At 71.7% G+C, this 13,971-nt stretch carries 13 protein-coding genes and 1 pseudogene; 9 read left to right on the top strand and 5 right to left on the bottom strand.

Going from position 1 to position 13,971, the window contains the following annotated elements:
* Window positions 1-188: 188 nt before the first annotated feature.
* A complete protein-coding gene (locus ACIBCK_RS17785; RefSeq protein ID WP_399391186.1) occupies window positions 189-1,049 on the top strand; it encodes an AAA family ATPase in 861 nt (286 codons plus the stop codon).
* Complete coding sequence (locus ACIBCK_RS17780; protein WP_399391184.1) at window positions 1,046-2,482, top strand: VWA domain-containing protein; 1,437 nt, start codon at window positions 1,046-1,048, stop codon at window positions 2,480-2,482. Before ACIBCK_RS17785 ends, ACIBCK_RS17780 begins: the two co-directional genes overlap by 4 nt.
* A gap of 21 nt (window positions 2,483-2,503) precedes the next feature.
* Here the strand turns inward: ACIBCK_RS17780 and ACIBCK_RS17775 are convergent, their stop codons facing one another.
* Window positions 2,504-2,659 (bottom strand): hypothetical protein, encoded by a 156-nt coding sequence (locus ACIBCK_RS17775; RefSeq protein ID WP_399391182.1) that lies wholly within the window; start codon window positions 2,657-2,659, stop codon window positions 2,504-2,506.
* Window positions 2,660-2,946: 287 nt separating this feature from the next.
* Complete coding sequence (locus tag ACIBCK_RS17770; protein ID WP_399391181.1) at window positions 2,947-3,627, bottom strand: RNA polymerase sigma factor; 681 nt, start codon at window positions 3,625-3,627, stop codon at window positions 2,947-2,949.
* Window positions 3,628-3,797: 170 nt separating this feature from the next.
* On the opposite strand from ACIBCK_RS17770, the gene ACIBCK_RS17765 reads away from it, so the two are divergent.
* Both ACIBCK_RS17765 and ACIBCK_RS17760 read left to right on the top strand, forming a co-directional pair.
* The gene (locus ACIBCK_RS17765; protein ID WP_399391525.1) at window positions 3,798-4,919 is read left to right on the top strand and encodes a M20 family metallopeptidase; all 1,122 of its coding nucleotides are present in this window, start codon (window positions 3,798-3,800) and stop codon (window positions 4,917-4,919) included.
* 213 nt (window positions 4,920-5,132) lie between these two features.
* Window positions 5,133-5,264, top strand: a complete 132-nt coding sequence (locus ACIBCK_RS17760; protein ID WP_399391179.1) for a hypothetical protein — start codon at window positions 5,133-5,135, stop codon at window positions 5,262-5,264.
* Window positions 5,265-5,476: 212 nt separating this feature from the next.
* Here ACIBCK_RS17760 and ACIBCK_RS17755 read toward each other — a convergent pair.
* The 3 genes and pseudogenes from ACIBCK_RS17755 to ACIBCK_RS17745 all read right to left on the bottom strand — a co-directional run.
* Window positions 5,477-6,262: pseudogene (locus ACIBCK_RS17755) on the bottom strand (ABC transporter ATP-binding protein); the annotation flags it as partial.
* A 4-nt stretch (window positions 6,263-6,266) separates the two neighbouring features.
* The gene (locus ACIBCK_RS17750; protein WP_399391177.1) at window positions 6,267-7,352 is read right to left on the bottom strand and encodes a FecCD family ABC transporter permease; all 1,086 of its coding nucleotides are present in this window, start codon (window positions 7,350-7,352) and stop codon (window positions 6,267-6,269) included.
* Entirely contained in the window at window positions 7,349-8,368 is a 1,020-nt protein-coding gene (locus ACIBCK_RS17745; protein WP_399391524.1) for a FecCD family ABC transporter permease, read from the bottom strand. The genes ACIBCK_RS17750 and ACIBCK_RS17745 overlap by 4 nt, the downstream gene beginning before the upstream one ends.
* Before the next feature lie 225 nt (window positions 8,369-8,593).
* Between ACIBCK_RS17745 and ACIBCK_RS17740 the strand changes: the two genes are divergently transcribed.
* From ACIBCK_RS17740 to ACIBCK_RS17720, 5 genes are all read left to right on the top strand, one after another.
* Window positions 8,594-9,574, top strand: coding sequence for an ABC transporter substrate-binding protein (locus ACIBCK_RS17740; protein ID WP_399391175.1), 981 nt, complete (start codon window positions 8,594-8,596; stop codon window positions 9,572-9,574).
* Window positions 9,571-10,371 (top strand): 2,3-dihydro-2,3-dihydroxybenzoate dehydrogenase, encoded by an 801-nt coding sequence (locus tag ACIBCK_RS17735; RefSeq protein WP_399391173.1) that lies wholly within the window; start codon window positions 9,571-9,573, stop codon window positions 10,369-10,371. The genes ACIBCK_RS17740 and ACIBCK_RS17735 overlap by 4 nt, the downstream gene beginning before the upstream one ends.
* Before the next feature lie 39 nt (window positions 10,372-10,410).
* Window positions 10,411-11,631, top strand: a complete 1,221-nt coding sequence (dhbC, locus tag ACIBCK_RS17730; RefSeq protein WP_399391171.1) for an isochorismate synthase DhbC — start codon at window positions 10,411-10,413, stop codon at window positions 11,629-11,631.
* Window positions 11,628-13,253, top strand: a complete 1,626-nt coding sequence (locus tag ACIBCK_RS17725) for a (2,3-dihydroxybenzoyl)adenylate synthase (RefSeq protein ID WP_399391169.1) — start codon at window positions 11,628-11,630, stop codon at window positions 13,251-13,253. The genes dhbC and ACIBCK_RS17725 overlap by 4 nt, the downstream gene beginning before the upstream one ends.
* Before the next feature lie 84 nt (window positions 13,254-13,337).
* The gene (locus ACIBCK_RS17720; RefSeq protein ID WP_399391167.1) at window positions 13,338-13,970 is read left to right on the top strand and encodes an isochorismatase family protein; all 633 of its coding nucleotides are present in this window, start codon (window positions 13,338-13,340) and stop codon (window positions 13,968-13,970) included.
* The last annotated feature ends 1 nt before the right edge of the window (window position 13,971 follow it).

Here is a 13,971-nt window from a genome sequence, read left to right as displayed (position 1 = left end):
CCGCAAGGATACGAGAAGGGTCCACGTTCCCCGGTGGGTCTCGGGACCGGACTCAGCAGCCCGCGGCGGGTACCGGCGCCCTCACGTGACGTTCGACGCAAACGCGGTGCCGCCGTTGTGGAGCGGCGCGTACTGCTGATCAAGTGAGGAGAGGCATCGCGCCGATTCGTTCAGCCCCGGAGGCCCCGTTGCTCTTCTCATCCGTGGACGATGTCGCCTCGCGGCTCGCCGATACGGGCTATCTGGCCTCCACGGCCGTCGCCACCACCGTCTTCCTGGCCGACCGCCTGGGCAAGCCGCTCCTCGTGGAGGGGCCGGCGGGCGTCGGCAAGACCGAGCTGGCGAAGGCGGTCGCCGAGGTCGCGGACGCGCGCCTGGTCAGGCTCCAGTGCTACGAGGGTGTGGACGAGTCCCGCGCGCTCTACGAGTGGAACCACGCCAAGCAGCTGCTGCGCATCACCGCGGGCCGCGACGAGACGTGGGACGAGACGCGCACGGACATCTTCAGCGAGGAGTTCCTGCTCCCGCGCCCGCTGCTCACCGCCATCCGCGGCGACGAGCCGAAGGTGCTCCTGATCGACGAGACCGACAAGGCGGACGTCGAGGTGGAGGGGCTGCTCCTGGAGGTCCTGAGCGACTTCCAGGTCACGGTCCCCGAGCTCGGCACCATCACCGCGACGCGCCGTCCCTTCACCGTCCTCACGTCGAACGCGAGCCGCGAGCTCTCCGAGGCGCTGCGCCGCCGCTGCCTCTTCCTCCACATCGGGTTCCCCGAGGAGGAGTTGGAGCGCCGCATCGTGCGTCTGAAGGTGCCAGGCCTCGACGAGGCCCTCGCGCGGTCCGTCGTCCGGGTGGTCGGCGCGCTGCGCGCGATGGACCTGCGCAAGGTGCCGTCGGTCGCGGAGACGATCGACTGGGCCCGTACGCTGCTCGCCCTCGGCGCCGACTCCCTCGACGAGGGCGTCGTACGCGACAGCCTCGGTGTCGTACTCAAGCACCAGGACGACGTCCTGAAGGCGGCGGCCAAGCTGGACCTGGACGCCGTGTGACCGGGGTGGATACCGCTGCGGCCACCGGCGTCCCGGAACGGCTCACCGCACTCGTGCAGGCGCTGCGTTCGCACGGCATCCGGATCGGTACGGGCGAGACGGTGGATGCCGGGCAGGCCATCGAGGCCCTCGGCCTCGCCGACCGCGAGCGGGTACGGGAGGGGCTCGCCGCGGCGCTGCTGCACAGTGAGGGGCAGCGTCCGGTGTTCGATCCCGTCTTCGACCTCTACTTTCCGCGCGGGATCGGGGCTCCGGACGCTGCGACGAGTTCCCGTGGCGCCGAGCAGGAATTCGACGCCGCGCAGGAATTCGACAGGGAAGACCTCCGTGACCGTCTGGCTGCCGCCCTGGCCGCCAACGACCGTTCCCTGCTGGCCCAGTTGGCGGCCGAGGCGGTGGAGGGCATGGGCGGCTACGGGACGCGGCCCGGGTCGGGAGGCACCGGAGGCTCGGACGGCTGGTCGTCGCACCAGACGCTGTCCCGGCTGCGCCCGGAGACCCTGCTGGCGCGGATCATGGCCGGTATCCGCCAAGGGGCTCACGGGGACGCCGAGTTCACCGACCGTCTCGCCGCCGACGAGGTCCGCCGCCGCATCGAGAACTTCCGCACGCTCGTGGGCGCCGAAGCGCGCCGCCGGGTCGCGGAGCGGCGCGGCGCGGACGAGATCGCGCGGCGGGCCATCGCCCCGACCGCCGACCGGGTCGACTTCCTCATCGCGGGCCGCGCCCAGCTCGACGAGCTTCGCAGAGCGGTCCAGCCGCTGGCCCGCAAGCTGGCGACGCGCCTCGCCGCGCGCCGCCGCCGGGCGGCGCGCGGCCGGATCGACCTGCGCAGAACGCTGCGCGGCTCGCTGTCCACGGGCGGTATCCCGATGCGCCCGGTGCTGCGAAGGCGCCGCCCCGCACGCCCCGAACTGGTGCTCCTGTGCGACGTGTCCGGCTCGGTGGCGGGCTTCGCCAACTTCACGATGCTGCTCGTGCAGGCGCTGCACGACCAGTTCAGCAAGGTGCGGGTCTTCGCCTTCGTCAACCGTGTCGACGAGGTCACTGATCTCATCGCCCACGGCACGGCCGACCCCGAGGGCCTGGGCAGCCGCATCATCTCGGGGGCGGCGGTCACCGGCTACCACGCCAGCAGTGACTACGGCTCCGCCCTGGGCGAGTTCGCCGAGCGCTACGCGGAGGCGGTCACCCCGCGCTCCACGGTTTTCGTGCTCGGCGACGCCCGCACAAACATGAGCGACCCCAACGTCCCCGCCCTCCGCGCGGTCGCCTCCCGAGCCCGCCGGGTCTACTGGCTCAACCCGGAGGGCCGAGCCCAGTGGCAGACGGGCGACTCGGCGGCGGGCACGTACGCCGACCTTGTGGAGATGCACGAGTGCCGCAACGCACGGCAGCTCAGCGCGCTGATCGAACGGCTGCTGCCGGTCTGAACCGTCCGGCTCGTCGCCACGTCACCGGGCGAACCAGCTCGCGCCCGCGAGCGGTCCGCCGACTGCGGCGGCGAAAGCGATCAGGCGGTACGGGACCTGCTGGATCGTCACGCGCATCCCGCCGATGCGCAGTTCGAAGAACGGCGTGGCGGGCGTCTGTGTGTTCTTGGAGCTCATCTGCGGTCCTCCAGGGAGTGGGAAAACCACGAAGCCCCGCCTGCTTGAGGCGGGGCTTCGACTGGTGTTGGCGTATGGACTTCCGGGGGCCGGTCACTCAGTTGCTCGGTTGCTCAGTCACTCAGCTACCGGACCTCGGGGGTCGTTCGTCCTGCACGCACCATTCGGCCACGGTTCTGGGAGGGACACCAGGCTCGCGCTTGCGCGACCGCGAAGCGGCTTGGCCTGGTGTCCCTCCCAGGCTCGTGGCGGGATGGACGGGCAGGACAACGGCTCCCGAGGTCCGGTCAGGACGTGCCGGGTGTGCCGGTCCCGCGCACCGGGTTCCGGATGCTCCTGCGGAAGCGGTAGATCCGCCCCTCGACGGCACGCTCGCTGAGCCGCAGTCGGTCGGCGATCTCGCTGTGCTGGTAGCCGGCGGCCACAAGTCCCAGCACCGCGCGAACCTCCGGCTCCGCTGACCGCAGGGCCCGCTCCAACCGGTCCCGGGTCACGACACCCAGGGCAGGGTCGGGCTCGACGGCCCGGGCGGACAGTGCGGCCACGTCGACGCCGATCGGGAGGGGCAGGCTCAGGCGCGTCTCCTGCCACTTGAGGAAGATCCGGGGGAACCGCGCGATCAGGGCACCCACAAAGTACGTCTTCAGTGCCGCGCCCTTGTCCTCGTCCCAGGTGGACCACATTCCGTCCGGCTTCCTGAGCAAGTCGAGGAGAGTGTCGCCGGCCAGGACGTGGCGTTCGTCGGGCGAGTGGCGCAGGGCCTCCAGTTCGGCCGAGGTCGGGCGCACGACGCGGTTCCTGGCGGCGCAGTCCGCGTAGATCTGTTGCGAGCGGATCTTGTTCAGCAACGTGCTGTATCCGTACATCGCCAGGTCATCACGGACCTCCCGCGGCAGAGCGTCGGCGTACCGGCCCTCGTTCGCCGGAGGGGTTGCGGGACCACTCGGTGCTCCCCGTAGATGTTCCATGATGCTTATATGCACCACCGGCCCCAAAACCCACGCCCATTCGAGAAGTTTTTTGCCGGTGTCTGCCCCGGCTCCGCGCCGCACCCGGTAGCCGTACACCCGGACCGAGCCGCCTTAAGCTGTCCCGGCAGCGGTGAGCGGAGCGGCGAGGAGACGACGTGGCAGGCGGCGTGGAGCAGGTCAAGGAGGAGATCCGGGCTCGGATCGGTGACGTGCGGGACGAGCTCATCGGGCTCAGCCGGCGTATTCACGCTCACCCGGAGATCGCGTTCGAGGAGCGGCAGGCAGCCGGGTGGTGCGCGGATGTGCTGCGCGGACACGGCTTCGCGGTGACCGCGCCCGCGTACGGGTTGGAGACCGCCTTCGAGGCGACCCTGGGGTCGGGGCCCGTGACCGTCGCGCTGGCCTGCGAGTACGACGCGCTGCCCGGTATGGGGCATGCCTGCGGGCACAATCTGATCGCGGCGGCGGGCGTGGGAGCCGCACTCGGCCTCGCTCCGTTCGTCGACCAACTCGGTCTCACCGTGCGCGTGTTGGGCACCCCGGCCGAGGAGAGCGGGGCCGGGAAGGCGCTGCTGCTCGACGCCGGGGCGTTCAAGGGGGTCGACGCGGCGATGATGGTGCACCCGTGCCCGTTCGAGGTGGCCGACTTCCATTCGTACGCGATGGGGGCGCTGTCGGCGACGTACACGGGCAAGTCCGCGCACGCCACGCTCAACCCGCAGGACGGGCGGAACGCGGCCGACGCGCTGACCGTGGCGCAGGTGGCCCTCGGGCTGCTCCGGCAGCAGCTGCCCGGCGAGTGGAAGGTGCACGGCATCACCACCGAGGCGGGGACGGCGCTCAATGCCATCCCGGAGCGGGCGAGCGCCGCGTACGCGCTGCGGACGCCGTCGGTGGAGGAACTGCGGGAGCTGCGCGAGCGGGTGGCGGACTGCTTCCGGGCAGGTGCGCTCGCGGCGGGCTGCGCGGTGGAGCTCGAACAGCCCGCGCCGGACTATCTCGACTTCCGTTCCGACGCCGCCCTCCTCGCCCTGTGGGAGGCGAACGCCCGCGCCCTCGGCCGCCCCGAACCGCAGCAGCGCGGCCCCTTCGCGTCCACGGACATGGGCAACGTCTCGCACGTCGTGCCGTCGATTCACCCCGTACTCGACATCAGCGGAGGCGGCTGCGCCCCACACCAGCCGGAGTTCACCACCGCGGCAGCCACACCCCTCGCCGAACAGGCCATGCTCGACGGGGCGGTCGGGCTCGCGTGGACGGCAGCAGACCTCGCTGTCAGCCGGTCCTAGAGCCACCCTGAACGGCCTCCGCAGGCAGAGCCCCCCCCCTGGCACCCCTCCCCGACGCACCCGCCCTGGCCAGCCACCCCGCGCCCGACATGAGCGGAGGCGGCTGCACCCCGCACCGGCCGGAGTTCGCTCCGCCGCCAGACTCATCGCCCCTCCGCGGGCGGGGGCATGCAGCAGCGCTTTCTCCGGCCGCTCCCCCAGGCCCTCCACCCCATGCCCGACATCAGCAGGGGCGGCTGCACCCCGCACCAGTCGCAGTTCACCACCACCGCGGCCACCAAGCCAGCCGCCGAACAGCCCACGCCCGACGCAGCCGTCACGCTCACACGGGCAGCCGCCGACTGAACCACCAGCCAGCCGCCCTGCCCGCCTCCGCAAGCAGAGGCACCCCGTACCGCCCCGCCGGCGCCCGTCAGCCCCGATCAGCCGCCTTTGCGAGAGGTCGTGGTGGAGGCCGTCGCGGTGGGCGGTTCGGGGGTCTGCTCCGGTAGCTTGCTGGGCGCGCCCTCGGACGTCCTCTCCCGCGCCTGCTCCGCCGATGCCTCCGGCGTCCTGCTCGGCGGCCTCGCCGTCATCGTCGGTACGACCACCGGAGAGCCGTCGCCCGGTGCCTGGAGGATGTCCGCATCGATTCCGTACAGCTCCTTGACCAGCTCGGCGGTCACCACCTCGAGAGCCGGGCCATTCGCGACGATCCTGCCTGCGTTCATGGCGATGACCGTGTCGGCGTAGCGGGCGGCGCTTGCCAGGTCGTGCAGGACCATGACGACCGTGCGGCCCGCGGCGGCCACCTCCCGGACCAGGGAGAGGACCTCTACGGCGTGCCCGAGGTCAAGGGCGCTGGTCGGTTCGTCGAGCAGCACGATCGGTGTCTGCTGGGCCAGGACCATCGCCAGCCAGCAGCGCTGGCGTTGGCCGCCGGAGAGGTGGTCGAGGCGGCGCGTGGCGAGTTCCGTGGTGCCGGTGGCTTCGAGGGCCTCGCGCACAGCGGCCTCGTCCTCACGCGACCACTGGCGGAACAGGCCCTGGTGGGGGTGGCGCCCGTAGCGGACGAGGCCGGCGACGGTGACCGCCTCGGGGGCCTGCGGCGACTGGGCGAGCAGCGCGATGCGGTGGGCCGCGCGGCGCTGGGTGAGCCGCCACACGTCCTCGTCCCCGGCCCGCACCGTGCCAGAACTCGGCTTGTGGAGGCGGGAGATGGAGCGCAGGAGTGTCGATTTCCCGCAGCCGTTCGGGCCGACGATCGCGGCGACCTGTCCGCTGGGGATGGTGAGGTCGACGCCGTCCACGGCGGCCGTGTGGCCGGGGTAGCCGGAGGTGAGCGCCTCGACGGTCAGTTGCACGGGGTCAGGCCTTTCCGGTCTGCTGCTCGGAATTCTTGCCGAAGAGGACCCAGAGAAGGAAGGGTCCGCCCAGGACACTGGTGATGACGCCGACGGGGATCTCCACGGGGGCAACGACCCGGCCGAGCGCGTCGGCGGCGCCCACGAGCGCCGCTCCGACCAGGGCCGAGCCGATGATCGGGACGCGGGTCGGACCGCTGAGCCGCCCGGCGACGACGGGCGCGGCGAGCGCGACGAACGCGATCGGTCCGCCGATGCCGACGGCCACGCCGGACAGGGCGACGGCGAGCGCGAGGGTCACGGCGCGGACGCGGCGGACGTTCACGCCGAGGGTGGCCGCCATGTCGTCGTCGAACCGCAGGAGTTGGAGGCGCCCCCCGGCCACGAGGGCCAGCGGCACGAGGACGAGCAGGATCTGCGAAAGGGGCGTACCCACACTCCAGTCGCGGCCGCTGAGCGAGCCGACGGTCCAGAGGAAGACACCACCCGCGGTGTTGTCGTTCTCGCGGGACATGACGAGGTCGGTGACGGCGCCGATGACGGTGGAGACGCCGATGCCGACGACCAGGATCCGGTACCCCCCACTGCCCGCACCGCCCGCGCAGGCGACGACGACCATGGCCGCGGCCGCGGCGCCGAGCGGCCCGAGCCACCAGTCACCGATCATGCCGGTGGACGATCCGACGACGGAGGCGACGACGGCCGCCGTGGCTCCTTCGTTGACGCCGATGATGTCGGGGGTGGCGAGCCGGTTTCCGGCGAGCGTCTGGGTCAGGCACCCGGCGATGCCGAGCGCGGCGCCGACCATGAGCCCCACGGCGATCCGCGGAAGGCGGAAGTCCTGCACCAGCATGACGGTCGCGGAGTCGCCGGTTCCGAGCAGTCCGGAGAGGCTGTCGGAGAAGCTCATTCCGGTGGAGCTGGCGAAGGTGGCGAGCGAGACGACCGCAGCGATCACCAGTGTGAGCCCGACGGCGGCGAGGGCGCTGCGGTAAGGGAAGAGCCAGGAGAAGGTGCCGACGCGGACGGCGGTGGAGTCGGGCGGGGTGATGTCCGCGGCCCCCGGGCCGGGCGTGCGTTCCGTACTCACGCGGCGACCCCCGCCGTGGACATCCGCTGCGAGCGGGCGATCCAGATCAGCAACGGGCCGCCGATGAAGGCGAGGAGCACGCTGACGGGGGTCTCCCAGGGGCGGATCACGACCCTGGCGAGGAGGTCGGCGGCGATCATCACGTTCGCCGCGACCAGCGCGGAGAGCACCAACTGGCCCGCCATCCGGGGGCCGGTGACGGCACGCGCGGCGTACGGGGCGAGGAGGCCGAGGAAGGCGATGGGGCCGGCGAGAGCGACCGCCGAGCCCGCGAGGAGGGTGACCGCCGCCGCGACGGTGATGCGGATCCGCCCCGGGTGATGGCCGAGGGAGCGTGCGCTGTCGTCGCCGAGCGCGAGCGCCGAGAGCGGGCGTACGCAGAAGAACGCGATCAGCAGCCCGACCGCGATCAGCGGGATCAAGGGATACGTCTCGGACGTCTTGATGCCGGCCAGCGAACCGATGGTCCAGTAGCGGTAGGTGTCGAAGGTGGCCTGCTCGCCGAGGAGCACGTACGACGTCATGCCGTGGAAGGTGGCGCCGAGCGCCGACCCGGCGAGCACGAGCCGCAGCGGCGAGCCCGCGGCCCGCCCCGACGCGGCGAGCAGCAGCACCACCGCGCTCGCGGCCATGCCGCCGACCAGGGCCCACACCAACACGCCGTACGCCGAGGTCACTTCGAAATATGTGAGACCGATCACCACGCCGAGCGCCGCTCCCGAGTTGACCCCGAGGAGGCCCGTCTCGGCGAGCGGGTTGCGCGTGACGGCCTGCAGCAGGCAGCCCGCCGCGCCGAGGGCGACGCCGACCAGGACGCCGGCGAGCGTACGCGGAAGGCGTACGTCCATGACGGCGAGCCGTATCTGGGCGTCGGCCCGCGCCGACGGGTCCCCCGTCAGGAAGTCCCAGGCGCGGCCCATCGGCGTCGACCCGGATCCGACCAGGAGCGAGAGCAGGCCGAGCAACAGGAGCAGGACAACAAGGGCGGCAGCCGCCCACAGCGTGGGGCGATGCATCTTCGCCAAGCCCGGTATCGGAGGTCTGGATCCGGACGTTGGGACCCGCCCCTCTTGCGCAACCAACATGAAGTTAGCCTAACCTAACCTTGACCTGGAGCCCCGAGTCGGGGTGGCGGCGAACTCCCTGTCCTTTCAGGGGTACTTCGCCATGCCCCGACACGGCCAGGAATAACCCTTATGTCCGGACTGACCGCCGGGCAACTGAAGCATGGAGACACGGACATGTCCTCGAACCACTCCCCGCGCACCCGGCTGACCGCGGTTGCGGCCCTCACCCTGGCCTCCGCGCTCACCCTCTCCGCCTGCGGTTCGGACTCGTCCGACGACTCCGGATCCAGCGCCAAGGCCAAAAACGCCGGGAAGGTCACCGTCACCGACGCCTCCGGTGCGGAGGTAAAGGTTCCGGCCAATCCCAAGAAGGTCATCGCGCTCAGCGAGATGGACCTGGACTCGGCCCTCGCCCTGAAGGTCAAGCCCGTCGGTCTGTCCGCGGGCAGAGGCCAGAAGGGCGCCCCCGAGTATCTGGCCGACCAGGCCAAGGGCATCCCGGTCGTGGGCGCGGTCACCGGACCCGACATCGAGAAGGTCCTCCAGGCCAAGCCGGACGTCATCCTCGCCGGGCAGCTCGCCGACCCGCAGGTGCTCAAGCAGCTGAAGGGGATAGCCCCGACCGTCGTCACGATCGACAGGACCAAGGACTGGAAGAAGTCCCTGGAGATCACCGGCAAGGTGCTTGGCAAGTCCGACGAGGCGAGCGCGTACCTCAAGGACTACGACACCAAGGCCGCCGCCGTGCAGAAGAACCTCGGCGACAACGCGGGTGCGAGCGTCTCCGTGGCGCGCTACTCCGCCAAGGGCACCGCCGTCATGCAGCAGGGCGTGTTCATCTCCGACGTCCTGAAGGACCTCGGCTTCAAGCGGCCCGGCATCCAGAACAAGAAGGGCGAGGGCCACTCGACGCCGCTCAGCGACGAGGACCTGAAGCAGATCGACGCCGACTGGCTGTTCATCGGCACCCTCGCGTCGGCCGGTCCCGACGCCGACCTCTTCAAGGAGCTGAAGGGCAAGGCCGCGTACAAGCAGCTCGACGCGGTCAAGAAGAACCACACGACCGAGATCGATGGCTCGAAGTGGACCAGCCTCGGTGGCGCGCAGGCCGCCGTCTCCGTCCTCGATGACGTCGAGAAGGCGATGGGCAAGTGACTTCCGGCATAACCGACCCTGAGCTCGCGGGCCGGGTGGCCCTGGTCACCGGCGCGGGCCGGGGTATCGGTCAGGCAGTGGCCCGCGCGCTCGCCGAGCGCGGCGCGCGGGTCGTCGCCGCCGACCGGTCGCCCGACGTCAAGGAACAGGACGCCACCGAGCGGGCGGCGGGCGGCCGCATCAGCGGCATCGTCCTCGACGTCACCGACGCGGCAGCCGTGGACGCCGCGGTCGATGAAGTCGAGCGCACCGTAGGGCCGTTGGACATCCTCGTGAACGTGGCGGGCATCCTGCGGCCCGCCCCGGTCGTCGAACTCACCGACACCGACTGGGCGGAGACCTTCGCCGTCAACACGAACGGCGTCTTCCACACCTCGCGCGCCGCGGCCCGCCGCATGACCGCGCGCGGCAAGGGCTCCATCGTGACGGTCGGCTCGAACGCCGCCGGGGTGCCCCGCACCCAGATGGCCGCGTACGCCGCGTCCAAGGCGGCCGCCACGATGTTCACCAAATGCCTCGGCCTGGAAGTCGCCCGCGACGGCGTGCGCTGCAACGTCGTGTCGCCGGGCTCCACGCACACCGACATGCAGCGGCAGTTGTGGACGGGCGACCACGAGCAGGCCGCCGCCCGGGTCATCGACGGCGACCCGGACTCGTACCGGGTCGGCATTCCGCTCGGCCGGATCGCCGACCCCTCCGACATCGCCGACGCGGTCGCCTTCCTGGTCTCCGACCGGGCAAGGCACATCACCCTGCACGACCTGTACGTGGACGGCGGCGCCACCCTGCGCGCCTGAAAGCCGCGCCGCCCTCCCCTACTTGACGAGGAGTCATCCGTGACACCCCCCCATGACGTGGTCGCAGACGCCGCCCCCACCACCCCCGGGGCCGTCGGCGCGGCGACCGCACTGCTCGACGCCTACCGACCCGGCGACACCCGGTTCTTCGCGTCGCCCACCCGCACCCTCCTCGCCCACGGCACGGCCGCCGAAGTGCCGCACGACGAGCAGCCGTTGACGGATCGGGTCGCCGCCACCCTCGACGCGCAGCTGCGCGCGGGCAACCACGCCCCGGTCGTGGTGGGCTCCATCCCCTTCGACCCCGCCGAGCCCGCCGTGCTCGCGGTGCCCGAGGCGGCGCGCTGGGCGCCCGCCCTGCGCACCGACCCGCTCGTCGCGCTGCCCACGCCGCCGCCCTCGACGGCCGGCGGCTGGCAGGTGCGCGAGGTCCCCTCGGGCGCGGAGTACGCCGCGTCCGTCGAGGCCGCCGTCGCCCGCATGAAGAGCGGCGAGTTCGACAAGGTCGTCCTCGCCCGCACCCTGGAGCTGTCCACGGCAGGACCGCTCGACCTGCCCGCGATGCTGCAGCGCCTGGCCCGCCGCGACCCGCGCGGCTACTCCTTCGCCGTGCCGTCGGGCGCGGGCCGCACTCTGCTCGGTGCGAGCCCGGAGCTGCTCGTCTCGCGGCACGGCAGTCGCCTGACCGCGAACCCGCTGGCCGGTTCGACGCCGCGCTCGGCCGATCTCGCCGAGGACGTGCGCCGGGCCGCAGCGCTGCTCGAATCGGCGAAGGACCTGCACGAGCACGCGGTCGTCGTGGACGCCGTGCACAAGGCCCTCGCCCCGTTCTGCACCGACCTCGACGTGCCCGAGCGGCCCACCCTGGTCCGCACCGCCACCATGTGGCACCTGTCGACGACCATCACCGGCGACCTCGCCGAGCCGGCCACCTCCGCCCTGGAGCTGGCCACCGCCCTGCACCCGACTCCGGCTGTCTGCGGTACCCCTACCGGGCACGCCCGTGACGTGATCGGGGAGCTGGAGCCCTTCGGCCGCGGGCACTACACCGGCATGGTGGGGTGGAGCGACGCGCGCGGCGACGGCGAGTGGGTCGTCACGATCCGCTGCGCGGAGGCCGAGGAGACGCAGGACGGCACCGGACGGCTGCGGCTCTTCGCGGGCGCGGGTGTCGTCGCCGACTCCTCGCCGGAGGCCGAACGCGCCGAGACGGGCGCCAAGTTCCGTACGTTCCTCGATGCCGTGGGGGTCGACCGATGACGACGGCAGAGAGCCGCGTGGACGCGCCGCGCATCCCGGAGGTCTTCGCCGAGCGGTACCGCGCCGCCGGGTACTGGCGCGGCGAGACCTTCGGCGGCATGCTCCGTGAGCGCGCCGACGCGCACCCCGCACGGGTCGCGATCACCGACGGGGACCGCAACTGGACGTACGGCGAACTCGACGTGCGCACCGATCAGTTGGCCGCCGGGTTCGCCGCCCGTGGCATCGGCAAGGGTGACCGGGTCGTCGTCCAGCTGCCGAACGTCGCCGAGTTCTTCGAGGTGATCTTCGCGCTCTTCCGGATCGGCGCCCTGCCGGTCTTCGCGCTGCCCGCGCACCGCGAGACGGAGATCCACTACTTCTGCGAGTTCACCGAGGCCGTCGCCTATGTGATCCCGGACCGGCTCGGCGGCTTCGACCACCGTGACCTCGCGTCCAAGGTCCGCGCCGAAGTACCCACCCTGCGTGACGTGTTCGTGGTGGGCGACCCGGGCGAGCACACCGCTCTGTCCGACGTACCGCGCGAGCCGATCGAGATCGACGGGCCCGAGCCCTCCGACCTGGCCTTCCTCCAGCTGTCGGGCGGCAGCACCGGCGTGCCCAAGCTCATCCCCCGCACCCACGACGACTACATGTACTCGCTGTGGGGCTCGAACGAGATCTGTGGCGTGACGCAGGACTCCGTCTACCTCGTGGCGCTGCCCGCGGCGCACAACTTCCCGCTGTCCTCGCCCGGTTCGCTCGGTCTGTTCTACGCGGGCGGCCGTGTCGTGATGTGCCCGCAGCCCGACCCGGACACCGCGTTCCCGCTCATCGAGCGGGAGCGGGTGACGATCACCGGTCTCGTCCCGCCGCTCGCGCTGGTGTGGACGGACGCGGGGCGCAGCACGCCGTACGACATCTCCAGCCTCGAGGTGCTCCTGGTGGGCGGCGCGAAGTTCAGCGAGTCGGCGGCGCGCCGGGTCGCGCCCGCGCTCGGCTGCACCCTTCAGCAGGTCTTCGGGATGGCCGAGGGCCTGGTCAACTACACGCGTCTGGACGACCCCGCGGAGACGATCGTCACCACCCAGGGCCGTCCGATCTCCCCGGACGACGAGGTGCGCATCGTCGACGACCTCGACCAGGACGTGCCGGACGGCGCGGCGGGCCATCTGCTGACCCGCGGTCCGTACACCATCCGCGGCTACTGGCGCGCGCCCGACCACAACGCCCGCTCGTTCACCGCCGACGGCTTCTACCGCACCGGCGACATCGTCAGCCGCACCCCCACCGGGCATCTGGTGGTGGAGGGCCGTGCGAAGGACCAGATCAACCGCGGCGGCGAGAAGATCGCGCCGGAGGAGGTCGAGAACATCATCCTCGCCCACCCCCACGTCCATGACGTGTCGGTCGTCGCCGTCCCGGACGAGTATCTGGGCGAGCGGACCCTCGCCTACGTGATCCTGCGCGCGGACGCCGAACCGCTGAAGCCCGTCATCATCAAGAAGTTCGTACGGGAGCGGGGTCTGGCCGCGTACAAGGTGCCCGACCGGGTCGAGTTCGTGACCGCCTTCCCGCAGACCGGCATCGGCAAGATCAGCAAGAAGGACCAGCGGACGACCGCCGCGGCTCCGGTCGGCTGACCCCCGCCATCAGCTCCGGTCGGCTGACCTCCGCCCGGCAGCGCCCGAACCACCCAGCTACTTGAGTTCCCGAAAGGCCCCACCATGGCGCTCCCCGCCGTCACGCCGTACCCGATGCCCTCGCCCGAGGAGCTGCCCGCCAACCGGGTCGCGTGGACCATCGACCCGCAGCGTGCGGTGCTGCTCGTCCATGACCTGCAGAACCACTTCCTGACCGCCTACACGCCCGGCACCTCGCCGACCACGGAACTCCTCGCCAACGTCGGCGAGTTGGCGAAGGCGGCGCGTGCGTCCGGCATCCCCGTCCTGTACTCCGCCCAGCCGGGCGGTCAGACGCCGGAGGAGCGCGGCCTGCAGCAGGACTTCTGGGGCCCCGGCCTTCCCGACGACGAGCACGCGAAGGCGATCGCGGGCCCGGTCGCGCCGGAGCCCGGCGACACCGTGCTCACGAAGTGGAAGTACAGCGCGTACGTCCGCACCGACCTCGAGGAGCGCATGCGCGAGGCGGGCCGGGACCAGATCGTCATCGTCGGCGTGTACGCGCACATCGGTGTCCTGATGACGGCCTGCGACGCGTGGATGCGTGACGTGCAGGCGTTCGTCGTCGCGGACGCGGTGGCCGACTTCTCCCGCGAGGACCACGACATGGCGCTGCGCTACGCGGCAGGACGGTGCGCGGTCGTCACCACCACCGACGCTGTTCTGAAGGGGATCTGAC

Source organism: Streptomyces sp. NPDC051218 (assembly GCF_044455475.1).
Lineage (GTDB): Bacteria > Actinomycetota > Actinomycetes > Streptomycetales > Streptomycetaceae > Streptomyces.
Note: the sequence above shows the minus strand (reverse complement) of the source record. Positions and strands in the feature narration are given on the sequence as shown.